Origin of the sequence: Bradyrhizobium sp. AZCC 2230 (assembly GCF_036924495.1) — a bacterium.
GTDB classification, from domain to species: domain Bacteria; phylum Pseudomonadota; class Alphaproteobacteria; order Rhizobiales; family Xanthobacteraceae; genus Bradyrhizobium; species Bradyrhizobium rifense.
Map to the genome: position 1 here is coordinate 3,852,764 of NZ_JAZHRS010000001.1, position 25,316 is coordinate 3,878,079.

The 25,316-nt window shown below is 65.2% G+C and carries 24 protein-coding genes; 9 read left to right on the forward strand and 15 right to left on the reverse strand.

Going from position 1 to position 25,316, the window contains the following annotated elements; genetic code table 11:
• The 4 genes from V1280_RS18480 to V1280_RS18495 are packed head-to-tail and all read right to left on the reverse strand — an operon-like array spanning position 1 to position 4,061.
• A complete protein-coding gene (locus tag V1280_RS18480) occupies positions 1-1,173 on the reverse strand; it encodes an acyl-CoA dehydrogenase family protein (protein WP_334526898.1) in 1,173 nt (390 codons plus the stop codon).
• Complete coding sequence (locus tag V1280_RS18485; protein WP_334526901.1) at positions 1,167-1,964, reverse strand: ABC transporter ATP-binding protein; 798 nt, start codon at positions 1,962-1,964, stop codon at positions 1,167-1,169. Before V1280_RS18485 ends, V1280_RS18480 begins: the two co-directional genes overlap by 7 nt.
• The gene (locus V1280_RS18490) at positions 1,958-2,980 is read right to left on the reverse strand and encodes an ABC transporter permease (RefSeq protein WP_334526904.1); all 1,023 of its coding nucleotides are present in this window, start codon (positions 2,978-2,980) and stop codon (positions 1,958-1,960) included. The genes V1280_RS18485 and V1280_RS18490 overlap by 7 nt, the downstream gene beginning before the upstream one ends.
• On the reverse strand, positions 2,958-4,061 hold the full coding sequence (locus tag V1280_RS18495; RefSeq protein WP_334526907.1) for an ABC transporter substrate-binding protein: 1,104 nt from the start codon (positions 4,059-4,061) through the stop codon (positions 2,958-2,960). The genes V1280_RS18490 and V1280_RS18495 overlap by 23 nt, the downstream gene beginning before the upstream one ends.
• A 134-nt stretch (positions 4,062-4,195) precedes the next feature.
• On the opposite strand from V1280_RS18495, the gene V1280_RS18500 reads away from it, so the two are divergent.
• Positions 4,196-4,441: a hypothetical protein gene (locus V1280_RS18500; RefSeq protein WP_334526910.1), complete on the forward strand. Its 246-nt coding sequence runs from the start codon at positions 4,196-4,198 to the stop codon at positions 4,439-4,441.
• 107 nt (positions 4,442-4,548) lie between these two features.
• Positions 4,549-5,529, forward strand: a complete 981-nt coding sequence (locus tag V1280_RS18505; RefSeq protein WP_334526913.1) for an ABC transporter substrate-binding protein — start codon at positions 4,549-4,551, stop codon at positions 5,527-5,529.
• Between the two features lie 114 nt (positions 5,530-5,643).
• Here the strand turns inward: V1280_RS18505 and V1280_RS18510 are convergent, their stop codons facing one another.
• Positions 5,644-6,057: a hypothetical protein gene (locus V1280_RS18510; RefSeq protein ID WP_334526916.1), complete on the reverse strand. Its 414-nt coding sequence runs from the start codon at positions 6,055-6,057 to the stop codon at positions 5,644-5,646.
• Between the two features lie 346 nt (positions 6,058-6,403).
• Between V1280_RS18510 and glgC the strand changes: the two genes are divergently transcribed.
• From glgC to V1280_RS18525, 3 genes are all read left to right on the forward strand, one after another.
• On the forward strand, positions 6,404-7,666 hold the full coding sequence (glgC, locus tag V1280_RS18515; RefSeq protein ID WP_334526919.1) for a glucose-1-phosphate adenylyltransferase: 1,263 nt from the start codon (positions 6,404-6,406) through the stop codon (positions 7,664-7,666).
• The gene (gene glgA / locus V1280_RS18520; protein ID WP_334526922.1) at positions 7,663-9,093 is read left to right on the forward strand and encodes a glycogen synthase GlgA; all 1,431 of its coding nucleotides are present in this window, start codon (positions 7,663-7,665) and stop codon (positions 9,091-9,093) included. Before glgC ends, glgA begins: the two co-directional genes overlap by 4 nt.
• Positions 9,094-9,301: 208 nt before the next feature.
• On the forward strand, positions 9,302-11,059 hold the full coding sequence (locus V1280_RS18525; RefSeq protein ID WP_334526925.1) for a serine hydrolase: 1,758 nt from the start codon (positions 9,302-9,304) through the stop codon (positions 11,057-11,059).
• Positions 11,060-11,138: 79 nt separating this feature from the next.
• Here V1280_RS18525 and V1280_RS18530 read toward each other — a convergent pair whose 3' ends face one another.
• Positions 11,139-11,933: a DODA-type extradiol aromatic ring-opening family dioxygenase gene (locus V1280_RS18530; RefSeq protein WP_334526928.1), complete on the reverse strand. Its 795-nt coding sequence runs from the start codon at positions 11,931-11,933 to the stop codon at positions 11,139-11,141.
• 157 nt (positions 11,934-12,090) lie between these two features.
• On the opposite strand from V1280_RS18530, the gene V1280_RS18535 reads away from it, so the two are divergent.
• Positions 12,091-12,270: a hypothetical protein gene (locus tag V1280_RS18535; RefSeq protein WP_027519499.1), complete on the forward strand. Its 180-nt coding sequence runs from the start codon at positions 12,091-12,093 to the stop codon at positions 12,268-12,270.
• A gap of 7 nt (positions 12,271-12,277) precedes the next feature.
• Here V1280_RS18535 and V1280_RS18540 read toward each other — a convergent pair whose 3' ends face one another.
• Both V1280_RS18540 and V1280_RS18545 read right to left on the reverse strand, forming a co-directional pair.
• The gene (locus V1280_RS18540; protein ID WP_334526931.1) at positions 12,278-13,747 is read right to left on the reverse strand and encodes a carboxylesterase/lipase family protein; all 1,470 of its coding nucleotides are present in this window, start codon (positions 13,745-13,747) and stop codon (positions 12,278-12,280) included.
• 81 nt (positions 13,748-13,828) lie between these two features.
• The gene (locus V1280_RS18545) at positions 13,829-14,077 is read right to left on the reverse strand and encodes a hypothetical protein (protein ID WP_334526934.1); all 249 of its coding nucleotides are present in this window, start codon (positions 14,075-14,077) and stop codon (positions 13,829-13,831) included.
• A gap of 190 nt (positions 14,078-14,267) precedes the next feature.
• On the opposite strand from V1280_RS18545, the gene V1280_RS18550 reads away from it, so the two are divergent.
• The 3 genes from V1280_RS18550 (at position 14,268) to V1280_RS18560 (ending at position 17,786) form a co-directional block, all read left to right on the forward strand.
• Complete coding sequence (locus tag V1280_RS18550) at positions 14,268-16,958, forward strand: flavin-containing monooxygenase (RefSeq protein WP_334526937.1); 2,691 nt, start codon at positions 14,268-14,270, stop codon at positions 16,956-16,958.
• Positions 16,959-17,088: 130 nt separating this feature from the next.
• On the forward strand, positions 17,089-17,361 hold the full coding sequence (locus V1280_RS18555) for a hypothetical protein (RefSeq protein ID WP_334526940.1): 273 nt from the start codon (positions 17,089-17,091) through the stop codon (positions 17,359-17,361).
• Positions 17,362-17,483: 122 nt separating this feature from the next.
• A complete protein-coding gene (locus tag V1280_RS18560) occupies positions 17,484-17,786 on the forward strand; it encodes a hypothetical protein (protein ID WP_334526943.1) in 303 nt (100 codons plus the stop codon).
• Between the two features lie 13 nt (positions 17,787-17,799).
• On the opposite strand, the gene V1280_RS18565 is transcribed toward V1280_RS18560, so the two are convergent.
• From V1280_RS18565 to V1280_RS18595, 7 genes are all read right to left on the reverse strand, one after another.
• Positions 17,800-17,952: a hypothetical protein gene (locus V1280_RS18565; RefSeq protein ID WP_187437560.1), complete on the reverse strand. Its 153-nt coding sequence runs from the start codon at positions 17,950-17,952 to the stop codon at positions 17,800-17,802.
• Between the two features lie 103 nt (positions 17,953-18,055).
• Positions 18,056-18,580: a septal ring lytic transglycosylase RlpA family protein gene (locus V1280_RS18570; protein ID WP_334526945.1), complete on the reverse strand. Its 525-nt coding sequence runs from the start codon at positions 18,578-18,580 to the stop codon at positions 18,056-18,058.
• Between the two features lie 152 nt (positions 18,581-18,732).
• The gene (locus V1280_RS18575; RefSeq protein ID WP_334526947.1) at positions 18,733-18,933 is read right to left on the reverse strand and encodes a hypothetical protein; all 201 of its coding nucleotides are present in this window, start codon (positions 18,931-18,933) and stop codon (positions 18,733-18,735) included.
• 77 nt (positions 18,934-19,010) lie between these two features.
• Positions 19,011-21,530: a M56 family metallopeptidase gene (locus V1280_RS18580; RefSeq protein ID WP_334526950.1), complete on the reverse strand. Its 2,520-nt coding sequence runs from the start codon at positions 21,528-21,530 to the stop codon at positions 19,011-19,013.
• Complete coding sequence (locus V1280_RS18585) at positions 21,527-21,919, reverse strand: BlaI/MecI/CopY family transcriptional regulator (protein ID WP_148753097.1); 393 nt, start codon at positions 21,917-21,919, stop codon at positions 21,527-21,529. The genes V1280_RS18580 and V1280_RS18585 overlap by 4 nt, the downstream gene beginning before the upstream one ends.
• A 331-nt stretch (positions 21,920-22,250) precedes the next feature.
• Complete coding sequence (locus V1280_RS18590) at positions 22,251-23,903, reverse strand: NAD-dependent malic enzyme (protein WP_334526954.1); 1,653 nt, start codon at positions 23,901-23,903, stop codon at positions 22,251-22,253.
• A gap of 397 nt (positions 23,904-24,300) precedes the next feature.
• Positions 24,301-25,299 (reverse strand): tripartite tricarboxylate transporter substrate-binding protein, encoded by a 999-nt coding sequence (locus tag V1280_RS18595; RefSeq protein WP_334538351.1) that lies wholly within the window; start codon positions 25,297-25,299, stop codon positions 24,301-24,303.
• Positions 25,300-25,316: the final 17 nt, after the last annotated feature.

Genomic DNA, 25,316 nt, shown 5'->3' on the forward strand with positions numbered 1-25,316 from the left:
CTAGAGGCCCAATGCGGCGCGGCCGAGGCCGATGCGAGTGGCATCGTCCTGCGGCGTGTGCACGCGTCCGCACAGGACATCCCGATAGTGCCGCTCCAGCGGATTGGTCCGGCTGAGCCCATGATTGCCAGTCAGCGACAGGGCATCCTCGACCGCGGCGACGGCATTGTTGGTCACCGTCAGCTTGACGACGTTGGATTCGCCGGTGGAGAGATCGACGCCGTCGTCAAAATCGCGGGCGAACGTGTCGAGCAGCCGGGCATTGACCGCGAGCCTGGCCTCGATCGCACCAAGGATCTCCTGCGCGCGCGGCAAGGTCGCAAGCGGCGCGCCGAGGCTGGCGGGAACGCGCTGCTTCAGGAACGAGACGAACCAGTCCCGTGCCGCACGGGCAATGCCGTCATAGATCGCCGCAACGAAGACGGTATGGACGGTCGCCTGCGTAATGTCGCGCGCATTCCAATCCGCGGGCTTGCGAACATCGACCTCGGCGTCGAGCGGGATCACGACGTCGTCGAAGATGACGTCGTGGCTGCCGCTGGCGCGCAGGCCGTGATGATCCCAGGTCTCGACGATACGCGTGCCCGGCAGGCCCGCCGGCACCAGGAACTGGCCGACGCGCGGCTCCGCCTCGTCGGTCCGGGCCCAGACCAGGTACCATTTCAGGATCGGCGATCCCGTCGAATAGATCTTGTGGCCGGTCAGGCGCCAGCCGGTTTCGGTGCGGCGCGCAATCGTCGCCGGCAGCCCACCGCGCGACGGTGAGCCGAGCTCGGGCTCGACCCGCAATGCGTTGACGAGCGCGACGCCTTCGACCGTCTCGCGCGCGAGCTTGCGCGACAGTTTTGCCGGCCAGGTCGGGCTTCGCCCCATCACCAGATGGTTGATGTAGTGCATCGACAGCACCAGCGCGGTCGACGGATCGGCCTTGCCGATGATGCCGAGGACACGCGCGGTGTATCGTGCGCCCGCGCCGGCCCCGCCGAGCGCGGCCGGCACCGTCAGCGACAGCAGGCCCGCCTCGGACAGCTCGCGGAAATTCTCGAAGGGAAAGCTGCCGGTACGGTCATGCTCGGCCGCCCGCGCGGCAAAGCCCGGCGCAAGCGCCTCGGCGCGCGTGATGTAGTCGGGCTCGCTATGCGCCACCCGTCCCTGAGCTGCAGAAGTCACCATGTCGCATCCAATCCCAAGAGGCCAAGAATCTGACGGCGCAGATCGGCCAGATACGGGTCGCCGCGATGACGCGGATAGGGCCGGTCGACGCGGATATCGGCCTTCACGCGCGCGGGACGCTCGCTGAAGACGATGACGCGGTTGGCGAGCACCAGCGCCTCCTCGGCATCATGCGTGACGAGCAGCGTGGTAAAGCCCTTGCGCTGCCACAACGACACCAGCTCGGCCTGCATGGTGATGCGGGTCAGCGAGTCGAGCTTGCCCAGCGGCTCATCGAGGATCAGGATCTTGGGATCGTTGACCAGCGCACGCGCCAGCGCCACGCGCTGCGCCATGCCGCCGGAGAGCTGGTGCGGATAGGCGGTGCGAAATTCCGACAGCCCGACCAGATCGAGCGCGTCATCGACACGGTGCCGCTGGCTCTTCAAAATGCCCTGCGCTTCCAGCCCGAGCGCGACATTGTCCCAGACCGAGCGCCATGGAAACAGCGTCGGGTCCTGGAACACGACGACGCGCGACGGATGCGGCCGGGTGATGCGGACTTCGTCTTCGCGCAGGCTTCCAGCCTTGGGCTTGTCGAGGCCGGCGACGAGCCGCAGCAGGGTCGACTTGCCGCAGCCGGAGGGGCCGAGCAGCGCAACGAACTCGCCAGGCTCGACGGCGATGCTGACCTCGGTGAGCACCGGCAGCTCGACACCGTCGATGTCGAAGGCATGGCTGACCTGCTCGATGTCGAGTGCGGCACCCGCAGCGGGGTGCGTGATCGCTTCGGCGAAAGCTGCGGCTACCATTTCACGGTCCCCTTCTGCCAGACCAGCAGGCGGTCACGGATTGCAAACAGCAGCGTGATCGCGCCGGAGCAGAGCAGCGACATCACGATCAGCGCCGCATACATGTTGGCGTAGGCGGCCCAGCCCTGCGCCCACTGCAGGTACCAGCCGAGCCCGGCCTTGACGCCGATCATCTCGGCGACGACCAGCACGGCAAAGGACGCGCCGAGCCCCATGAACAGGCCGACGAAGACATGCGGGAGTGCGGCTGGGATAGCGACCTTCAGCACCAGGAACGAGGGCTTTGCGCCAAGCGTGCGGGCGACGTCGTAATAGGCCGTGCTGACGCTCGCGACGCCCGACCAGGTCAGCACGGTGACCGGAAATCCGGTTGCCAGCGCGATCAGGAAGGTCGAGGCGCTCCAGCTCGACGGAAAGGTGAAGAAGGCGATCGGCAGCCAGGCGGTCGCCGGCAGCGGACCGATGAAGCGCAGCACCGGATGCACCCAGTATCCGACCGCGCGCGACCAGCCGATCGAGACGCCGGTCAGGAAGCCGACCGCTGCGCCGATGAGATAACCGCCGAGCTGAAGCTTGACCGAGGCGAAGACGCTGTCGAGCAGCTTTGGCAGATCGTCGGTATAGACCTCGACGATCGATTGCGGCGGCGGGAAGAACGGCAGCGGCAGCCAGGCAAATTTGGCGGTCGCGACCTCCCATAACGTCAGGAAAGCTCCGAGCGCAATGAGCCACGGCGCGCGCTGGCGCAAGGCCCGCCCGGCCGAGCCGAGATAGTCGGCGCCGACGGTCCCGAACAGCGCGATGGCGGCGATGACAAACGCAGCGATGCCGAGCGAATGCGTGCGCGACCAGTCGCCGACATCCTCCCACAACAGGCAGGACAGTCCGAAGGCAATCCAGGCGAAGCTGGCGGCCACGCCCGCGCCGGATTCCCGTAGCCACGTCGCAAACCATGGCGCGCGCGAGAGGCGCGGCGCGCCGGACGCGAGGCCGTCAGACAGCGAATACGTCGACATAGATGCGCTCCGCGAATTTGGCGGTATCGGTGCTCTGCTTGAAGACCTGCACGCTCTTCAGATCGTCGGCATATCCCTTCAGCTCGCGCTTCAGCACTTCACCGACGGGATGATGATGGTGGGTGTGGTAGCGCACCATGCCCTCGATATCGGCGAGCGATGCCGTCTTCGGCGCGTAAGGCTGGAACGATTTTGCCGTCACGGCCGGATTCTGCGCGGTGAACATCGCGGCATCGAGCAGCGCCTGCGTCAGGGCGCGCGCGACCTGTGGCTCCTCGCGCACCAGGCTGCCGCGCAGGCCGAGGATGCAGCAGCTCTTGTCGCGATACTCGCCGTCGAGATTGGACGCGACTTCCTTGTACTGGCTGTCCTTGAGCCAGAGATAGCCCAGCGGATCGGACGACAGGAAGGCCTGGACCTCGCCCTTCTGGACCGCGACGTCGAGCAGATTGCCCGGATAGGCGCGCCAATCGACATCCTTGATCGGATCGATGCCGAGTTTTGCAAGCTGGATCGAGAAGAAGTTCTTGTCCGGGCCGGCGAGATCGCCGACGGCGACGATCTTGCCCTTTAGATCAGCGAGCTTGCTCACATTGGAGTCGGCGCGGGTCAGAACACGCATGCAGCCGCCATGGGTGCCGGCGGCGATCTTGACGTCAAAGCCCTGCTCCAGCGGCTTCAGCCAGCGCAGCGCCATGCCGAGCCCGGCATCGCTTTTTCCCGTCGCGATCGCCTCGAGCAGCTGGTCGGTCGAACCTGAATAGTTGATGAGCTCGACGTCGAGATTCTGCTTCTGGAAAAAGCCGTGCTCGATGGCGACCGGTACCGGCGCGAGACAGACCGCGCCGGCATTCCAGGACAGTTTCAGCTTGCGCGGCGCACCGGTGAGCGCGGGCGCATCCGAAGCCGTCCGGCACAGCGGGAACTCGGAGAGATTGACGCCGGGCGCGATCGCCTGCGGCGCAAAGGCCTGCGCTGCACCAAAGGCACCGAGCGGCGCGGCGAACGCCGCAGCCAACCCCGCCTGGAGCAGATGACGCCGATCGAAGCCCGATCCAGCGCGCTTGTCGTCGTTGCCCATCGGCCCCACTCCTGAGTTGGCACGGCTCCACCATTCGCGCACCGCTTCGCGTTGCGCATGTTCCGTGCGGAGCTGCGTTGAGAGAATATTTTTCGCAGGCGCTTCCGGCGCTGCGCTGATGCGATGCGCAAATCATGCGGCGCGCCTGCCGCATCGTCAATGAAATGGAATTTCGAATGTGGCGCGCTGCGAAGTCATTCTCTCCATCAGCGCGCGCAGGAACGATGCAACGATTTCAGGCGATGCATCATCCGGCAATGGCATTCGCGACTCCCGCGATCTGCTCCATTCTTGCGCATCTGCGGCTCTGCACGCTGCGCATTCTCGAAAGCGGCGCCGCGCTGAAACGTCATTGCCCGACGCATCTGCAATACGGATAGCCATTTCATTGACTGCGCACCGCGCAATCATAGACTCGATCGTCTTACTGCATCACGCGCTCACGTGTCGTGAGCCAAGATAACAAGCAGGCAACAAGACAGATCACATGAGCATCAATTCCCACGACCATCCCATCACGCGCCGGTTGGCGGCCTCGCTGTTTGCCGCGGCCGTCACCTTGTCGACGGCGGCCGCATCGTTCGCGGCCGACACGGTCGTGCTGCGCGTCGGCGACCAGAAGGGCGGCAACCGCTCGCTGCTGGAAATTTCCGGCTACGCGAAGGACCTGCCGTACAGAATAGAATGGTCGGAATTCCCGGCGGCAGCGCCGATCCTGGAAGCGCTCAATGCCGGCGCGCTCGACGTCGGCTATACCGGCGATCTCTCCTTCCTGTCGGTCTATGCGGCCGGTGCGCCGATCAAGGCGATCGGCGGCACCAAGTCGGACGCGAAGACGCAAGCGATCCTGGTGCGCCAGGATTCGCCGATCAAGTCGGCCGCCGACCTCAAGGGAAAACGCCTCGCCGGCACGCGCGGCGGCTGGGGCCAGTTCCTGATCGACGCGACGCTGGAGAAAGCGCAGATCAAGCTCGAGGACGCGACCTTCGCGCCGCTCGGCCCTGTCGATGCCAAGGTCGCGCTGGTGGCCGGCTCGATCGACGCCTGGGCGGTATGGGAGCCCTACGTCTCGTTCGCGACGCTGAAGGACAAGGCGCGCGTGATCGCCGACGGCGACGGCCTGACGCCGACCATCACCTTCATCGTCGCCACCGACAGCGCCATCGCCACCAAGCGCGTGGCGGTGCTGGATCTCTTGCAACGGCTGAACAAGGCCCGGCTGTGGTCGCTCGATCACATCAGTGAATACGCCAAAAGCACGGCCGAACTCACAAAACTGCCCGAGGATGTGCTGCTATCGGCCTACGCCGCACAGCGCACCAGTCCGATTCCGATCGACGAGAACGTCGTGAAGGAGGTGCAGGAAGCATCCGACCGCTCGACGCGCTACGGCATCCTGCCGAAGACGCTCGACGTCAGCAAAGCCGTCGACCGCAGCTTCACCGCCGCGGCCGCGGGATCGAACTAGCGCGGGGCGGCGAGATGCGCAGGCTTCGACTCAAAGCCGGCCCGCTGCATCTCGCCGTGATCGTGCTCGGGCATCTCGCCTGCATGAGCTTGATCGTGTGGCTGTCGCTCTAACCTACCAGTAGCCGCGATAGTAAGGGCGGTACGGCCGGTAGCCGTAGCCATAGCCGTAATACGGACGGTAGGGCCGATAATATCGCGGATAGGCCGGCCCGTAGCCGTAGCCATAGTAGGCCGGCGCATAGCCGTAGCCCGGCCCGTAACCGCCACCGTAATAAGGGTCACCGCCGTAATAGCCGTAAGGCCCGCTGCTGGCGATGGCGCCACCGATGATCGCGCCGGCCGCGAGACCACCGATCCCCCAACCAAAGCCGCGGCCGCGCCAATAGACCGGCGTGACGTCATCGCCGGCCGTGGCCTTCATGGTCGCGACATGGGTCGGCAGCGGAGCCGCTGTCGCCTGCCCGACCTGGCCCGCCACGACCGCAGCCGTGAGCGAACAGGCAATTGCCGTTTTCCAGATATTCATCGCCTTTCTCCCTATCTGAGTTTCGTTTAGGAAAAGGATCGCAAGCCATGATTCAGGCATCCCGGCGTTAAGTCAAAGCCTCGAATTTGCGTGCAGCGCACAAGATGCCGCGTGCCTGAAATGTGATCATCCGCCGTGCCGATATGACGCCGGTACGACGGCGCTGGAGCGTTGAGACCGGCGGGAAAGCGTTAAGCTTCCCATGCGTTCGCAACCAACAAGCACCTTCCCGATTACCTATTCGTACCGTTACTATCGGTTCCAATGATGCGCGGCCGGAAGGCACTTCGCGAAGGCCTCGGTTTACGCCAGAATTTGGCTTGCGCCAGACGAGTGGGAGGACGACATGAGTGCCGCCGGAAATGAGCCGCTTGCCCGCCAGGCTTTGGCGTTTGTCCTGGCCGGTGGTCGCGGCAGCCGGCTGCTGGAATTGACCGACCGGCGCGCCAAGCCCGCGGTCTATTTCGGCGGCAAATCCCGCATCATCGATTTCGCGCTGTCGAACGCGGTCAACTCCGGCATCCGCCGCATCGCGGTTGCCACCCAGTACAAGGCACACAGCCTGATCCGGCATCTCCAGATGGGCTGGAACTTCTTCCGGCCCGAGCGCAACGAGAGCTTTGACATCCTGCCCGCGAGCCAGCGCGTGTCGGAGAGCATGTGGTACGTCGGCACGGCGGATGCGATCTACCAGAACATCGACATCATCGAGTCGCACAACGCCCGCTTCATCGTGGTGCTCGCCGGCGACCACATCTATAAAATGGATTACGAGGTGATGCTGCGGCAGCACGTCGACAGCGGTGCCGACGTCACGGTCGGTTGCCTCGAAATGCCGCGCGCTGAATCCTCGGGCTTCGGCATCATGCATATCGACGAGAACGGCTGGATCCAGCAGTTCCTGGAGAAACCCAAGGATCCGCCGCCGATACCCGGCAAGCCGGACGTCTCGCTCGCCAGCATGGGCATCTACGTGTTCGACTCGAAATTCCTGTTCGACGAACTCAAGCGCGACGCCGAGGACCCGCACTCCAACCACGATTTCGGCAAGGACATCATTCCCTACATCGTCAAGAACGGCCGCGCCATAGCGCACCAGTTCTCGACCTCCTGCGTCCGGTCCGGCGACGACCCCCGCTCCTACTGGCGCGACGTCGGCACGGTCGACGCCTATTGGGCTGCCAATATCGACCTCACCGACGTGGTGCCGGAGCTCGACCTGTTCGACCGCGCCTGGCCGATCTGGTCCTATTCGGAGATCACGCCACCTGCAAAGTTCGTCCATGACGAGGAGAGCCGGCGCGGCCAGGCGGTGAGCTCGCTGGTCTCCGGCGGCTGCATCATCTCCGGCGCCTCGCTGCGCCGCTCGCTGCTGTTCACCGGCGTGCGCATCAACTCCTACGCCAGTGTCGAAAACGCCGTGATCATGCCCTATGTGAACGTCGGGCGCGGCGCGCGGCTGAAGAACGTCGTGATCGATCGCGGCATCGAGATCCCCGAGGGGCTTGTGGTCGGCGAGGATCCCGAGCTCGACGCCAAGCGCTTCCGAACCACCGAGCAAGGGATCTCGCTGATCACCCAGACGATGATCGACGGGCTCAATACATGACGCCTGTTCGCGTCCTCGCGGTCGCATCTGAAGTCTACCCCATCGTCAAGACCGGCGGCCTCGCGGATGTCGCCGGTGCGCTGCCGATCGCGCTGAAGGCGCACGGTGTCGAGATGCGCACGCTGATGCCGGGCTACCCGGACGTGATGCGGCGGCTTTCGGGTGCTGAAGAAATCCGGCGCTGGCCGGATTATTTCGGCGGCCCCGGCCGGTTGCTCGCGGGCTCCCATGACGGGCTCGACCTGTTCGTGCTCGACGTGCCGCATCTCTACGCGCGGCCGGGCAATCCTTACGTCACCGCCGAGGGCGTCGACTGGCCGGACAACGGCGTGCGCTTCGCGGCGCTGTCGCGCATCGCGGCCGATATCGGCCACGGTCTCGTTCCGGCCTTCGTGCCTGACGTGGTGCATGCCCATGACTGGCAGGCCGGGCTCGCGCCGGCCTATCTGCACTACGACGGCGGGACGCGGCCCGGCACCGTCATGACCATTCACAACATGGCCTATCAAGGCAAGTTCGACCGCACGCTCGCGGGCGCGATCGGGCTGCCTTGGGACGCATCGTTCGATGTCTACGGCCTCGAATATTTCGGCGGCATCAGCTTTTTGAAAGCCGGCCTGCAACTGGCCGATCGCATCACCACGGTGTCGCCGACCTATGCGCAGGAGATCCAGAGCGACGAGGGCGGCATGGGGCTCGGCGGCTTGCTGCGCGAGCGCGCAAGCGTGCTGAGCGGCATCCTCAACGGCATCGACATCTCGGTGTGGAATCCACACACCGATCCGCACATCGCCTATCGCTTCAGCGCCGAGGAGCTGTCGTTTCGTTCGGCCAACAAGGCCGCGCTGCAGCAGCGGCTCGGCCTCGACCCGCGGCCGGATGCGCTGCTGCTCGGCGTTATCAGCCGCCTGTCGTGGCAGAAGGGGCTCGATCTGCTGCTGGATTCCATGCCCACCATCCTCGGTGATGGGATGCAATTGGCGCTGCTCGGCAGTGGCGATGCCGAACTGCAGGATCGCTACCAGGGAACCGCACGCGGACATCCGGGCCGGATCGCGGCCGTGATCGGCTATGACGAGGCGCTCGCGCATCTGATCCAGGCGGGTTCTGACGCCCTGATTGTGCCGTCGCGGTTCGAGCCGTGCGGGCTGACCCAGCTCTGCGCGCTGCGCTATGGCGCCGTGCCGATCGTGTCGCGCGTTGGCGGCCTCGCGGATACCGTGAACGAGACGACCGGCTTTACGTTCGGGCCCGTAACGTCGGCAAATCTCTCGGCAACGCTGGGGCGCGCGAGCTTCATCTTCCATGACAAGACGGCGTGGCGGCAATTGCAGCTCGCGGGCCTCGCGACCGACGTGTCCTGGCGCAACCGGGCGGGCGAGTACGCGGCACTCTATCGCGGCCTGATGGCATCCCGCGGCGCGTAGGGCGGATTAGTCTTACCGCGTCGTGGGTTCTCCGGGCGCGCGTTGCGCGAGGCGGACTTGTCCGCCTTAGCTCGAAGAGCGAGGGCGGAAGCGACGACCCGTCTCGCCTCGCCCGCAGCTTGCGTCGGTCAGTCGCAAATGCTACGGCTTGTAACATTACGGGTCGTCGTCCAGCCGTTGTGGAGGCGAGCGGAAGAAGGAGTATGCCATGTCCAGCCGATCTGCCAGAAGCGACACGACCATCACAGCCCTCATCCCCGAGCTCGACGCGCTGGTCACGGAGGCGATGGCGGAGTGGCAGGTGCCGGCTCTGACGCTCGCCGTTGTGCAGAACGGCGAGACGATGCTGCTCAGGGCATGGGGCCAGCGCGACGTCGAGACCGGGCTGCCCGCGACGCCGGAGACGCAGTTCCTGATCTGCTCGATCACCAAAACGTTCACCGCCGCGGCGTTGGCGCTTCTGGTGGACGAGGGACGGCTCGACTGGACAAAACCAGTCCGCGACACCATTCCCGAATTCCGCCTGCAGGACGCGGTCGCGACCGAGCGCGTCACCGTGCGCGACCTGCTCAGCCACCACTCCGGCCTGCCCCGCCACGACTGGATATGGATTCCAGCCGATCTCTCGCGCAGCGAGATGATGACGGCGCTGCGTCACCTTGAGCCGGCCCGGGACATCCGCACCGATTTTCAATACAACAATCTCGCCTACAATGCCGCCAGCCTTGTCGTCGAGCGCATCAGTGGTCAGAGCTATGAAGATTTCGTCCGCACCCGGCTGACCGATAAATTGCGGATGCAGGTCGGGTTTTCGGCCGAGGAGTACGCCGCGGCAACTGACGCCGCCGTTCCCTACCTGGTGGAACGGGGCGACGTGCGCTCGCGAAGCAAATTCTTCCCCATTACCACGACGGGCGCCGGCGCCATCGTCACCTCGGTTGCCGCCCTCGCCAACTGGATGAAATTCTTGCTGGCCGAGGGCGAATTCGCCGGCGAGCGCCTGCTGTCGTCCACGCTGATCCGGCAGATGCAATCGCCGCGCGTCTTCGCAGGCGCTGCTGAGTGGGAAGAGTTCGGCCATTCGCATTACGGGCTGGGCTTCAACCACACCACCTACCGCGGCGAGCGCGTGGTCGGACACTCCGGCGGCTGGCTCGGCTGGAGTACGCTGATGCGCCTCATCCCGGCGCGAAACACCGGCATCGCCGTCTTCACCAACACCGGCGGCAATCTGGTGTCCGGCATCTTGGTCAACCGCGTTCACGATCATCTCGCCGGCAACGAACCCGTGCCGTGGCTGGACCGCCTGCGCGACATGCGCCGCAAAGCGCTGGCGCAGCAGAAAGCCGACGAGGCGGCGAAGCCGACGGCGCGCAAGCTGAACACGAAGCCCAGCCATGATCTCGCAGATTTTTGCGGCGCCTATGAACACCCGGCCTATGGCCGGGTGTTCATCACACAAGACGGCGACAGCCTGCACTGGGCCTGGCGCGGCACGAAGGCGAAGCTCGCACACCGGCACTACGATTCGTTCCAGCTGCCGTACGTTTTCGGAGACCTCAATCCGGACGATCTCGTGATTACCTTTGCGACCGACCGCGACGGCAACATTGCGAGTCTCTCGGCCCAGCTCGAGGTGCTGGTGCCGGACATCGTCTTCACGCGCGCCGCCGCCGGCGAATGCATGGACCCTGCGTTCCGGTCGGCCTGCGTCGGCGAATACATTCGCGGCGATCAGACCCACATCGTCACACGAGGATGGCGAGGGCCAGCTTACTCTGAAAATTCCGTTCGTGCCGCTCTACCAGCTGCGGCCCTACCAAGGCGCGACGTTCAGCATCGTCCAGCTCGACGGCTATCGCACCGAATTCCGCCGCGGCCCGTCCGGCGCGATCGAGGAACTCGTGTATCACCAGCCGAACGGCACCTTCATCGCGAAGCGCAGCCCGTAAGGCGGATTGGTTAGCGAAGCGTAATCCGCGAACTACGTTTTAGCCCAATGGCGGATTACGCTTACGCTGATCCGCCCTACGAGTTCTACGGATTCACCCGAACACATACGACGCCATCGCGACGTTTGCGACCTCGTCGACGAAGACGCGCTTGCCGACGTCGCTGCCGGCGGCGCCTGCTGCGACCATCAACGGCAGCAGATGATCCTCGCGCGGATGGGCGAGACGCGCGCTCGGTGCATTCTCCCAATCGACCAGCATCGCATTGCGGCGTGCCGCATCCGGATTGCCGATCGCCTCGTTCAGATAGGCCTCGAAATCGTACGAGACCGGCTTGGACTCCGCGCGGCCGAAACCGCGCATATTGTGATAGGTGAGCCCGCTGCCGACGATCAGAATGCCCTCGTCCCGCAGCGCGGCGATCGCCTGCCCGACCTTGATGTGCTCGGCCGCGTCGTAGCTCGACTTCAGCGACAGCAGCACGATCGGCATGTCGGCGTTCGGATACATCAGCCCAAGCGGCACGAAAGTGCCGTGGTCGAACCCCTGATTGGCGTCCTCGCGGCAATCGAGGCCGGCGCGCGCGAGCAGCGCCTTCACTTCTGCCGCGAGCTCGGGCTGGCCCGGCGCCGGATAGGTGATGTGGTAGGTATGCTCGGGGAAACCGTAATAATCGTACACCATCGGCGGATGCGCCGAGGTCGACACAGTGAAGGCGTCCGCCTCCCAATGGCCGGTGATGACGAGCACGGCCTTCGGGCGCTCGGGAAGAAGCTGCGGCAACCGACCGAATTCCGCAGCCGTCTTCGCATATTGCACCCGCCGGTCCTCCATGAAGGGCCAGGGGCCGCCGCCGTGGGACAGGAACAGGGTCGGAAATCGCGTCATTTGTGCCAGCTCGTTTCGTTGACAACATGCGCATGTACCAGTCGCGCAATCGGCGGCGAGCATAGGCAAACCGGTATGGTTAGCAAGTCGTTAACGATTTGCCGCCAACAATCCGGCGTGGCCGAAGGAATCGGCCAGAAGACATGCGAGACGTGAGATGAAGAAGTTTGCGCTGGGGGATGTCGTCAACAGTGACAAGGGCCGCCGCGGCGTCGTTCGCGCCGCCTACCGCTCGAAGGAAGGCCAGCAGTTCTATGCCGTCGAGAAGGACGGCGCGATGGACTATCTGGAAGAAGACCGGCTGAGCCCGGCGCCGCGCGTTGAGCTCGCGGCCTAACTCTAATTCATTTTTTGCTCTCGCGCGTGAGCCGGTCGAGACGCTCCACCCAGGGGTCGTCGCCGCTCGCGATGCGATCGTTCGCGATCAGCAGCAGATGGTCGTGATCCGCGGCCGCATCCCAATGCGGCAGCTCTGCGCCGTTGGGGTCGCCGCTCCTGGCAAAGTTGATCCAGTAGGCCCGCATGCGGCTTGAGACCTCGCGATCCCGTCGCGAGAAGATTCCAGCGCCGGGCACGCCCTCCACGCCGAAGATGAACTGCAACTCCCGCCCGTGGCCTTCGTCGGGATTGCCGCGCCGTGCTTCAGGCACATAGGCAAAGCGATAGCGGAAGGTCGGCGCGCCGCTCACGGCATGAAGCCGGGCGAGCATTCGCACCGGCTCGGAGAAGACCTTGTCGGTGTAGAAGCTCGCCGCAACGTCGGATGGCCTCGCGGCATCGGGATAGAGCTTGCGCAGCTCGTCGATGCTCTCGCCCGAAGCGGACAGCGTCTCCTTGACCTCCAGCTCGCTGTCGAAACGGGTCTCGTCGTCATTCGAGCCGATGATCAGGGGAATGCGGCTCTCATGTGCTGCTGTAAATCCGGCGGCGATGTCTTCCGTCACCAGATGTCCATCCATCGCCGGCGCGAAGCTGCGTGACGATTTCTCCAGCAGACGCTTTTCAGCCGCAAGCAGACGCGCCGGTTTGACGGCGCGCAGATCCGCCTCTTGCCCGAGCGCGGCGACAAATTGCCGGCCTGCGGCCTCGGCCTCCTGCGACGAATGCAGGCGCGCGCGGCCGGGCACCGATTGCAGAATGGCTTTCTGGAATAGATCGCGCGATTGCGCGCACAGCATCAGCAGCGCGATCGACGTTGCGCCGGCGCCGTTGCCGAACAGCGTGACGTTGTTCGCATCGCCGCCGAAGGCCGCGATGTTGTCATGCACCCAATGCAGCGCCGTGACCTGGTCCATCAGGCCGAAATTGCCGGAGCCGCCGTCCGACAGCGCGGGACGCGTCAGCCAGCCGAGCGCGCCGAGACGATAATTCAAGGTCACGACGATGAGCCCGGCCTGCGCGAACCTCGAGCCGTCGAACAGCGGATCACTGGCGGTGCCCGCGATGAAATCGCCGCCATGGATGAACACCATCACCGGCAGCGGCCCGTCGACGCCGAAGGGCCGAAACACGTTGAGCGTGAGGCAATCCTCGCGCGCGGCCGGCATCGCTGGCTGGAGACAGGGCGCGGCATAATCGTAGGCCGTGCTCATCTCGGAACTCTCGGGCAAGGCCTGCGGCGGACGCCAGCGCAGGCTGCCGACCGGCGGTGCTGCATAGGCAAGCCCCTTGAATGACGCCACCTCGCCCTCGACGGCGCCGAGCATCTGGCCTTCGCGCGTCAACGCAAATGGAAATTGGCCGACCGACTGCGCCACGGCCGCGCCGGCATAGAGCGATGCAAAGGCTGCAATGAGCGCAAGCAGGGACCGCATCTTCGGGGATCTCGATGCGCGGAAATGTTCCCCGTCAGGTTACGTCCGCAGCCAGCACCGAGGCAAGCGCTGAGGGGGCAGCTACCCGCCCTTGGCAATGATCTCCGACAGCGCACGCCGCGCGATGATGCCGAGCTCACCGAGCGTGGAGTGACCCGATTGCGCCGCCTCGATCAGGCGCTCCGCGATGATCCTGCGGCTGTCGTGATCGCCGCCGTGCGGCAACTGGCGGCACGTCTCCTCCAGGACGACATCCATGTTGGCTTTGGTTCGCTCACTCAACTCTGTCATGACGCCCGGTCGGTGCGCGTGGCTTGTAGCCGCAAGCATACACAGACGGATCGGACATGATTAGCCCGGGTAATCACGGCCATTGTGCATCGCGATGCGTGCATTGAAGCAGGGTTCGCGCCGCCACGATCACGCCGCAAACGACTACCGAAGATTGCACTTGCTCTGATGACAAGCCGGGCCTGCAGGACTAGCCTGCCGGCAAAACAAAATACACGGGAGGAATGCCATGCCGGAAGCAATGATCGCCGCGCGCGAGTCCAAAGCGGCGAGTGGAACGGTCCAACAGGTCGATGTTGCCGTGGTCGGCGCCGGATTTTCCGGCCTCTACCTTCTCCATCGTCTGCGCAAGGCCGGCCTTTCGGCCGTCGGTCTCGACGAGGCCGGCGACGTCGGCGGCACCTGGTACTGGAACCGCTATCCCGGCGCGCGCTGCGACATCCAGACCATCGACTACAGCTACACGTTCGATCCGGAACTCGACAAGGCCTGGACCTGGTCGGAGAAATACGCGACCCAGCCCGAGATCCTGCGCTATCTCGGCTTCGTCGCGGACCGCTACGATCTGCGCCGCGACATCCGCTTCAAGACCAAGGTCACCGAAGCCAATTGGGACGAGACAGCCGAGCGCTGGCAACTCAGCACCAGCAACGGCGCGCCGGTCTCCTGCCGTCATTACATCATGGCCACCGGCTGCCTCTCCGCGCCAAAACCGCCGGAGATCGACGGCGTCAAGGACTTCAAGGGCGAGATCTATTTCACCGGACGCTGGCCGCATGACGGCGTCAATCTCGCCGGAAAACGCGTTGCCGTGATCGGCACGGGATCGTCGGCCATCCAGTCGATCCCGCTGATCGCCGAGCAGGCCGCGCATCTGACCGTGTTCCAGCGCACGCCGAATTTCGCGCTGCCCGCGCACAATGGCCCCTCGCCCGCCGATCGCAGGGACCTGTTCCAGAGCGACCGCGCGGCCTATCGCGAGCAGGCGCGCCAGTCGATGGCGGGCGTGCCGTATCCACAGCAGACGGTGGTGAGCTGGCAGTTGAGCGATGCCGAGCGTCGTGAGCGGTTCGAACGTGCCTGGGCCGCCGGCGACCTCGTCCACATCCTGACCCAGCTCTGGGCCGATCAGGGCGTCGATTTCGACGGCAATGCGCTGATCGGCGAGCTTATCCGCGAGAAGATTTCGGCGGCCGTGAAGGATCCGGAGACGGCGGCAGCGCTGATGCCGCACGATCATCCGTTCGGCGCCAAACGTCCCTGCCTCGATACCAATTATTACGCGACCTACAACCGGCCGAACGTGACGCTGGTCAATCTGCGCCAGGAGCCGATCAAGGCGATCACCGCAGGCGGCATCACCACCGGTAAACGCAATGTCGACGTCGATGTCATCGTGTTCGCGACCGGCTTCGATGCCATGACCGGCGCGATCCGCGCCGTGCATCCGATCATGGGTCGCAACGGCAAGTCGCTGACCGATGTCTGGGCACAGGGACCGCAGAGCTATCTCGGTCTCACTGTCGAGGGTTTTCCGAACTTCTTCATGATCACCGGACCCGGCAGCCCGTCGGTGCTGTCGAACATGGCGGTGTCGATCGAGCAGCATGTCGATTGGGTCGTCGATCGTCTTGCCGCGCTGCGCGATGCCGGCTTCACCACGATCGAGCCGACCGAGACGGCGCAGGCCGGCTGGGGCCGGCACCTGGCCGACTGCTCGATGGTGACGCTGCACCGGCTCGCCAACACCTGGTACACGGGCGCCAACGTGCCCGGCAAGGTGCAGGGCCTGATGCCCTATACCGGCGGCGTCGGTCCCTATCGCAGCATCTGCGACGAGGTCACGAGCCGCGGCATGCTCGGCTTCAAGCTCACCGGCCCCGACGTCGCCGCACAATGCAATGACGGCGAGGTGGTGCGGCTCCAGCCGGACGTGCGGCTGGTGCTGAACCTGCTGACGTCGCTGAACCTGCCGCCGATCGAATCGATGGGCGCGATCGGCGCGCGCGCCTTCGTCAACGAGTTCAACAAGGGCCGGCCTGCGGGACGGCTGATCGGCGATATCGTCGACGGCACCCTGCCCGGCGCGGACGGCCCGCTGCCTTATCGCGTCTACAAGCCGGCCACGCCGGGGCCGCACCAGGTCGTGGTCTATTTCCACGGCGGCGGCTGGGTGCTCGGCGACGAGCAGTCGGACGAGCCGTTCTGCCGCGACATGGTGCGGCGGACCGGCATGACCTTTGTCAGCGTCGGCTATCGCCACGCGCCGGAGCACCGCTTCCCCACGGCGGCCGAGGACGGCTACGCGGCGACGCGCTGGATCGCGGAGCATCTGGCCGAGCTCGGCGGCAAGCAGGGACCTGTGCTGGTCGCGGGCTGGAGCGCCGGCGGCAACATTGCCGCCGTCACCTGCCAGCTCGCGCGCGACCGCGGCGGGCCCGAGATCGCGGGCCAGCTGCTGGTGTGCCCGGTCACCGATTGCAGCTTCGACCGTCCCTCCTACAACGACAATGCAACGGGCTACTTCCTGACGCGCTCGCTGATGTACTGGTTCTGGGACTTGTACTGCTCGCCGGCCGACCGCACCGATCCGCGTGTCTCACCGCTGCGCGGCAACGTCGCCGGCCTGCCGCCGGCCTTCGTCGTCACCTCTGAGTTCGATCCGTTGCGCGACGAGGGCATCGCCTATGCGGACGCGATGGCGGCCGCCGGCGTCCCGGTCGAACAGCTGAAAGCCCGCGGCCATTTCCACTCGTCCTTTCCGATGGTCGATGTGGTGATCACCGGCGTCCAGGGCCGGGTGCAGATGGCTCAAGCCTTGCGGCGCTTCGCAGGGCTTCCGCCGGAGGTCAGCCGTGGCGACGACACCAGCCACGGCCATGACAGCCCGGGACACAAGATCGCAGCGGCCGCAAGTTAGGACGCCATCGGCCGGGAACTTTTTCCCGGCCACCGCGTTGTCGGCGTGTGGCATTGAGATGCAGCGATGGGTATGGGCCCCGGCACGAAAGGTTTGCGTGGTGGGGTTCTTCTTGCGTGAGGCGGGGACGATGGGTGGCGTATCAGTTGATTCAAAGGTTGATTTCACCGCGCACGCCGTGCTGCATAAATGGCCGTCACTCGGAAACCAGCGCCGGCCGGACCGCGAATCCTACCAGGTGAGCGAGGGCACGCTCGACGAGTGCATCTCGGCCTTGATGGAGAAGCCCGCGCCGACCCGGCATCTCTATGACATCCACACGGCGCCGCAGCCGCCGCTGGTCACGGACATCCTCTCGCCAGAGCACATCGCGGAGCTGTCGCGGCTACGTGAATATCTCTGACGGCATCGTAACGGCCGGCTCCTCAAAAAGGCAGGAACCTTCTTCCGGTTTTTCCCGTTATCGGGGATCGGAAGCCAGGAATCCAAAGCCAAGACTCCAACGCCAAGGCGTGAGTGCCTGAGATGCTTGAAGCCGTGCCCAGTCAAAGCGTGCCCTATGGCGCAGACCAGACCCTGTTCGTGGTGATCGATCGCCTCGACGAGGGAAAAGAAATTCGCGTCGAGCGAAGCGATCTCGAAGCCACCATCGGCGAGCTCGTCGCCGGCTGCTTCAACGACCCCATCAAGGTGATCTCGTTCAACACGCTCGAGCACTGGATGAAGGACATCTCGATTGACGTCGCCGGCGAAATTCGCGCGCGCTGCGACATCGATGGCATCCGGCTTCCCGACTATCTCAGCGACTTCGTCGAAAGCCATAGCTGAGCGCGTCCAGGCGTCAGCCGCGCCGCCGTCCGGCGATGACTTCGATCTCGCGGCGGCGTTCGCCGGCGAAGGTCAGGAGCTTTTCGATCGTCAGCGTATCCGTGATCCGTTTGGCAAGTCGCTCGGCGCGCGCCGCCTGATCTTCGAGATACTGGATCGTGTTCAAGCGCCATCTCCCCCATAACCCCAATTTGTTTGGGCAGCCATGGTGCGTGAGAAGCGGCTAACAGCCGGTTAAGCGGCGTCATCTCGGATCGATGAATTGCGCTCTATTGCACGACGTCGAGCCGGACATTGGCGACGCCCTTGTCGACCATGCCGAGCGCCTCGGCCGCGGAGGGCGAGATGTCGACCACGCGTCCGCGCACGAAGGGCCCGCGATCGTTGACACGAACTGTCACGAAGCGGCCGGAGGAGACGTCGGTCACGCGCAGCCTGGTGCCGAACGGCAGGCTCGGATGCGCCGCGGTCAACTCGTTCTTGTCGAACTTCTCACCGCTCGCGGTCTCCGTATCCGAATAGAAGCTCGCAACGCCCTGCGAGGCAGTCGACTTGGCGCGCGCTGTGTCGGTGGACCGATGCGGCCGGTAGATCGGATGCGGATGCAGCGCCGCCACCCTGTGCGGACGCTCGATCGCGGTCTGCCTTGTGGTCGGAGCGAGATCGGCCCTTTGCCGGCCGGCCGGTGATTGCGCGCACGCGGCGAGCGAGGCGGCTCCGATGATGGCGAGCAGCAACCGGCTCGAGGTTGCCAGCGAAATCCGGGCAGTTTCGGCACGTGCAATGCAAGACATGATGCGCCCTCCGAACAACCCCAAGTTTCGGTGGGCAATGAGGGCAGAACCTTGGCTGAACGAAAGCGACCTTGCGGCCACCATCGTTTGGCGCCGGCTGTGATGAATCCACCACAGTTAGCTGTCCTGAATCGAGACAAATCGGCGGAAAATCAGCCTGATACGACGCGCCAGCCGATCGCGCGCGTCTCCGGCTGCGCTTCGCCGGCTTCGACGTCGCTCCTGATGAGCCGCATCAGTTCGCGCCGATAGAGCAGCCGCCAGCCGGTTTTCAGGCTGGCGAGAAAGTCGAGCTCCCGTTGCGTCAGCGTGCACATCATGAACCCGGACAGCTTGCGAGGGCCGCGCCGCATTCCCGGGCCCGCGGCCGGCTACCTCACGTAATGTTACACACCGTAGCGCTCGCAGCACTCATGCGCAAGCCGCGCCGCTAGAAATTCGGCCCCAACGCGATCTTGGTGATCGTTCCGTTCCTGACGCCGATGCGCCATTCCGCCGAGCCGTTGGCGAACTGGGCGACATAGATGTCGCTGTCGAGCGCGGTGACGCCGTGGAACGAAACCGCGCGCAACGTGCCGAGCCGCGCCAGGATGGCCTGGTCGAACGGAAGCTGCTGCCGCGTGATGTTGGCAACCTCGGTCGTCATGTGGTCGTAGTCCGGCTGCCCCTTGCCGACGCCCTCGATGTACCGCCGCAGCATCGCCTCGCCATCGGCGATCGGAACGGCGCGGCGCGCGGCGCGCCCGGGCCTGGCACCGAGGTTCGAGGCCTCGACATTATGGAAGCGCGTCTGCCGGCCCGGCACCAGGATCTCCAGGCACTTCCCCGACTGGTCGGCAATGACCCATGGATTGTTCACGGTGGTCGTGGAAGCCCAGGTCATGTTTGACCGGACGATGCTCTGCGTCCGGCGATTGCCATCGGCGTCGAAATTGAAGATCCGAATGTCGTCGCCCAGCTCGTTATAGACCATGATCCGGATCGGCGAGGTGCCGGCGCGGCCGCGCACGTTCGCCTCTTCCGAGCAGGGGACGATGCCGCCGAGCTCGTCATTGCCATCGGCACGAAAGATGACGTCGCCGGCCTTGCCGTCGGGCTCGAGCAGCACGCGGAATTCCGCCGTGCCGTTCTCGAACTTGGCGCCATAGATGTCATAGCCGCCGGGCCCAACGCCGCGGAAGAAGATCGTCTCGACCGCGCCGAGCGCTACGAAGGTCGCGCGCAATTCGTCGACCCGACGGTGGATGTTGGCGGCGAGCGGCGCGCTCATGCGATCATAGTTCGGCGTCCCGCGGCGCAGATCCTCGATTCCAGTCAGAATCGCTTCCTTGCTGCCCGCAGCCGGAACCTGCTCCCTGAACCTGTCGGGCACTTCCGCCAGGCGGCGCGCGAAGTCGGTCTCGATCGCCTGGGCCTCCGCCGCATCGATCCGCTGCGCGAGACGGGCGCCGGAGGTGATGGTCTGGACCAGCACGCGCGAGACGCTGGTCGCGTCATCGCGCAGGAAGATCAGGAGATGATCGCCGTGGACGGAGAAGGCGTCAGTGCCCTCGGCAAGAACGGGCGCCCGGCCCTGCCCGGTCTCCTGCACTTGCAGACGATCGCCATCGCGCCGAACGGTGAGCACGCGGTTCGGCGCGACCTTGTACCAGCCGACATATTGATCGAGCGACACCGGATCGGTGGCCGGCGCCGGCATCTCGGCCACGCGAACGGCGCGCACGTCGCGGCCATTCATGCGCAGCGTCAACTCGGACGAGCGACGCTCCGCATCGATCGGGAACGTGATCTCACCGAACGACGCCGCATAGGACGCAGTGCCGTCGTTGGTGACGGTCAGGCGCAGCCTGCGCTGCCCGGTGAGCTGCCCGTAGATCTCGTCGCCCTCGCGGAAGATGGCGAACACCGAGGCGGGGCCCATGGCGTAGAAATTGACGAACGGGTGGTAATGCTCGGCCGGCACCTGGCCGAGATCCGTACCGGCGGGCACCGGATCCGGCGTGCGATAGGCGATCATGCCGGCCGACACGATCACCACCGGCACGATTGCGGCCGCGATCCACAGCCGCTTGCGCCAGCCGACCGCGACGGGCATGGCGGCGGCCGCGATGATGCGTTCGACCCGCGCGCGCACGGTCGACACCTGCGCCATCGCGAGCTCCATCGGCCGCGGCTTCACGGAGGTAGCGACGTCGAGCAGGATTTCGGCATAGGACAGCCGGTCGTCGATCATCTCGATCGCCCGGGCATCGCTGATGATCTCGGCGAGCTCGGCAAGCCGCGTGAGCTGCCACCAGGAGAACGGGCTGAACCAGAACACCGCGCGGTTGAGCGAGGCGAGCAGGAGGACGTAGAAATCGCCATTGGCGACATGCGCGCCCTCGTGCGCGAGTACCGCGAGGCGCTTCTTCGCGTCCCAGCGGAAAAACTGCGGCGGCACCAGGATGGTCGAGCCGAAGGTGACGGGGCCGCCGACGTCGCGGCTGACGCGCACATCGGCATCGATCATCTCGCGGCTTTTCACCGGCCTCGCCGCGCGCGCCAGACGCCAGGTCAGGCAGAGGCCGATTGCCAGCCGCAGCAGCAACAGGCCGGCGACGCAGGCATAGACGGTGGTGGCGACCATCCACCAATTGATCGAGACGCCTGCCTTGACCGTCGGCGCAATCGCCGCAGCGGGCGCGATCGGCAGGGACGGCTGCGGTCGCTCAGGCATCGCGAAGTCGGCCGGCCAGGCGTCGTCCGGCACCGGCACGGACAAAGGCATTCGGTCGAGGGTGAGCGTCGGCCAATGCATCACGAACGGCATCGCGAGCGATGCCAGCAGCACGACGACCCACGCCGTCATGTGGATGTGCGGATTGCGCACACGAAACAGGATGAGACCGATCCAGACGACGCCTCCCAGCGCGAAGGAGCGTAACGCCGCCTCAGCCAGAGCTGCGATCATTCTTTCTTCACTCCCCTTGCCTTCTTCGCCTTGGCCACCTGGTCAGCCAGCGCCCGCAATTGCTGCTGGTCGAGCATCGCATTGTCCACCATGCCGACGAGGACCTCCTCCATCGAGCCGTTGCAGAACCAGTCGACGATGCGCTGCACCGCCTTGGCCGCAACGCGGGCCCGCTCTTCGGCCGCGTGGTAGACGTAGGTGCGCCCGTCCACGGTGTGGCGAGCATAGCCCTTTTCTTCCAGCCGGCGCAGCACCGTCCGCACCGTCGATTCCTTCAGGCGTCGCGATAGCCGCTCGCGCACGATTTCGGCCGTGACCGGCCCATGGGCCCATACCAATTGCATGACCTCGTGCTCGAGATCGCCCAGGTCGGGCAAACGATCGTCCATGTGGCTTACCTAACGGCTTGAGATTCTTGTAACGCTACGAACCGTCGCACATCAGGCGACGGCAAACAACGGCGATTCCGGCGGAACCGGGATCGTTGGTAGAGCCTGATGAGATTAGGTTTCAATTGCCGCGGCAAGGGAGGTGTGCTCCCTCCCCCGCTTGCGGGGGCTTGCGGGGGAGGGTTGGGGAGAGGGTTTCTCCGCAATGGGACACTCCCCCAGAGGAGAGAACCCTCCCCCGGCGCGTTACGCCGACCTCTCCCGCAAGCGGGAGAGGTGCACCGAGCCCGCGGCTGGTTGATTCAACCTAAGTCCATTTCGCTTAGCAGCGTCAATACTTCGGCTCGTACATCTGCGACTGGACCAGCCCCTTCACATCGTTCGGGGCCGGGCCGTCCGCGAGCCCGCGCTGATAGGCGACATCGGCGACGGCCACCGCAATGCGGGCCGAGACCTCGCGGATGCGGGGCAGCGCGGGATAGAGGCTGCCCTGATCCAGATCCTCCTTGCCGACGCAATTGGCGAGCGTGTGGGCGGCCGCCATGAACATCTCGTCAGTCACGAGCCGCGAACGGCTGGCGATGACGCCGAGGCCGACGCCGGGGAAGATGTAGGAGTTGTTGCCCTGGCGCGGCACGAAGGTGCGGCCGTTGAGCTTGACCGGATCATAGGGGCTGCCGCAGGCGAACAGCGCGCGGCCGGCGGTGTAGCGATAGGCATCCTCCGCCGAGCACTCGGCCTTCGAGGTCGGGTTCGACAGCGCGAACACGATCGGCTGCTCGTTGAGCTCGGCCATCGCCTTGAGCACCTCGGGCGTGAAGGCGCCACCGACCGCGGCAACGCCGATGATCGCCGTCGGCTTCAGCGTCTTGATCGCGGTGAGGAAGTCGGCGATCGGCGCCTGATCCTTGTGGGCATAACGGAGCTTGTGGCCGTGCAAACCATCGCGGCCGCTGACGACGAGGCCGCGGGAATCCACCAGCCAGTTGCGCCGGAGTGCTTCCGTTTCCGTTGCGCCCTCGGCCATCATGGCGGAGACGACGAGATCGGCGATACCGGTCGCGGCCTCGCCGGCACCGAGGAACAGGATGCGCTGATCCCGGAGCTTGCCGCCGCTCACACGCAGCGCCGAGAACAGGCCGGCGAGCGCGACCGCCGCGGTGCCCTGGATGTCGTCGTTGAAGACGCAGGCTTCGTCCCGGTATTTGTGCAGCAGCTTGAACGCGGAGTGGTTGGCGAAATCCTCGAACTGGATCAGCACATCGGGAAAGGTTTTTCGCGCGGCCGTCATGAACTCGTCGACGAAGCTGTCATAGGCCTCGCCCGTGAGCCGTCGCTCGCGCAGGCCGAGATAATAGGGATCGTTCAACAGCTCTTCATTGTTGGTGCCGACGTCGAGCACGATCGGCAGGCAATGCTCGGGATGCACGCCGGCGCACGCCGAATAGAGCGAGAGTTTTCCAACGGGAATGCCCATTCCGTTAGCCCCGAGATCGCCAAGTCCCAAGATGCGTTCGCCGTCGGTCACGACGATGAGTTTTGCAGGATTGGGCCAGTTCTTCAGGATGTCCGCGATCTGGCCGCGATCGCGCGAGGAGATGAACATGCCGCGCGGCCGCTGGTAAATCAGGCCGTATTTCTGGCAGGCGAGCCCGACCGTCGGCGTGTAGATGATCGGCTGGATCTCGTCGATATTGTCGACGACGACACGGAAGAACAGCGCCTCGTTGCGGTCATGCAGCGCATTCAGCGCGACGAATTTTTCCAGATCCGTCGGCAGCGTGCGCAGATTGACGAGCACGCGCTCGGCCTGCGTTTCCATCGTCAGCACGCAGGGCGGCAGCAGGCCGCGCAAGCCGAGCGTATCGCGCTCCGCTTCCGTGAAGGCCGTGCCCCTGTTGAGCAGGGGATCGCGCAGCAAGGCCATGCCGTGCGCGGAATCGGATGATGTCGAATGGGCGCTGACCCGAGCAGGTCTATTCACGAATTCCCCCAGGGAGTTTCTTATTGAAGGGCAAGCATTGTCGGCCAGCGTTCCGTCGAGATCAAGGACGTTGCCCCTTGGGCCGCGATTGTGATCTCGCACCGCAGCGAGACTTTCGCGAACGATAAAAGGTTAACATCGAAGACTATCGCCCCTCATGGTGAGGAGGCGCGGCCGCGCGTCACCGGACGATGATGTGCATCGATGCGGCGGCATCGGCACTGTGCTCCCTCTCCCGCTTGCGGGGGAGGGTTGGGGTGGGGGTCTCTCCGCAACGGGACAATCCCCCAGAGGAAAAAACCCTCACCCGCCACGCTCGGGACGATGCTTCGCATCGCCCGGGGCGCGTCGGCCTCTCCCGCACGCGGGAGAGGCGGAGCAAGCCCACGGCCTGTGCCTACTCCGCTTTGATGTCCGCGGCCTTCACGACCGGCCACCATTTCTCGGTCTCGGCCTTCTGGAAGGCGGCAAGCGCTGCGGGCGATTGCTGGTCCGCCGGCGGAATCTCCTGGCCCAGTTCGGCAAAGCGCTGCTTGACGGAAGCGTCGGCAAGCGCTGCGACAATGGCGGTGTTGAGCTTTGTGACAATCTCCTTCGGCGTGTTCTTCGGGGCCCAGATGCCGTGCCAGTAGGAGATGTACAGGCCCGGCAGGCCCGCCTCGTCGACGGTCGGAATGTCGGGCGCGGATGCGAGCCGCGTCGGCGACGTCACCGCGAACGCCTTGATCGCACCGTTCTTGTATTGCGGCAGCGAGTTCGAGGCCTGGTCGAACATGATGTCGATCTGTCCGGCGACGAGGTCGATCATCGCGGGCCCCGCACCGCGATAGGGCACGAACTGGAAGTCGGTGCCGGTCTTCTCCTTGAAGAAGACACCCGCAACATGCGCGCCGGTGCCGGCGCCGGCGGTCCCCGCGGTGGCCTTGCCGGGATTGGCCTTCAGCCACGCGATCATCTCTTTCAGATTGTTGGCCTCGAGCGACTTCCGGCCGACGATCAGCTGCGTGCCCATCGCGACCTGCGCGACCGGCTCGAAATCCGCGACCACATCATAGGACAGCTTGAAGATCGCACCGTTGAGCACATGGGTGCCCCAATGGCCGATGGTGATGGTCGTGCCGTCAGGTGTTGCACGTGCGACGCGGGCGCCGGCGATGCTGCCGGACGCGCCGGCAACGTTCTCGACCACGATGGTCGCATGCAGCTCGGCTGCGATCCGTTCCGACAGGATCCGCGCCAGCGTATCGGTCGGCCCGCCGGCCGCGAACGGCACCACCAGGGTGATAGGACGGGAGGGGAACGGCTGGGCGTGGCCGGGTGCGCTCCACGCAGCACATCCGATCAACGCACACATGACGATGACATGACCGCGCAATGCAGCCCACAGCCCCCGCACCATTCTTGCCCCACCCT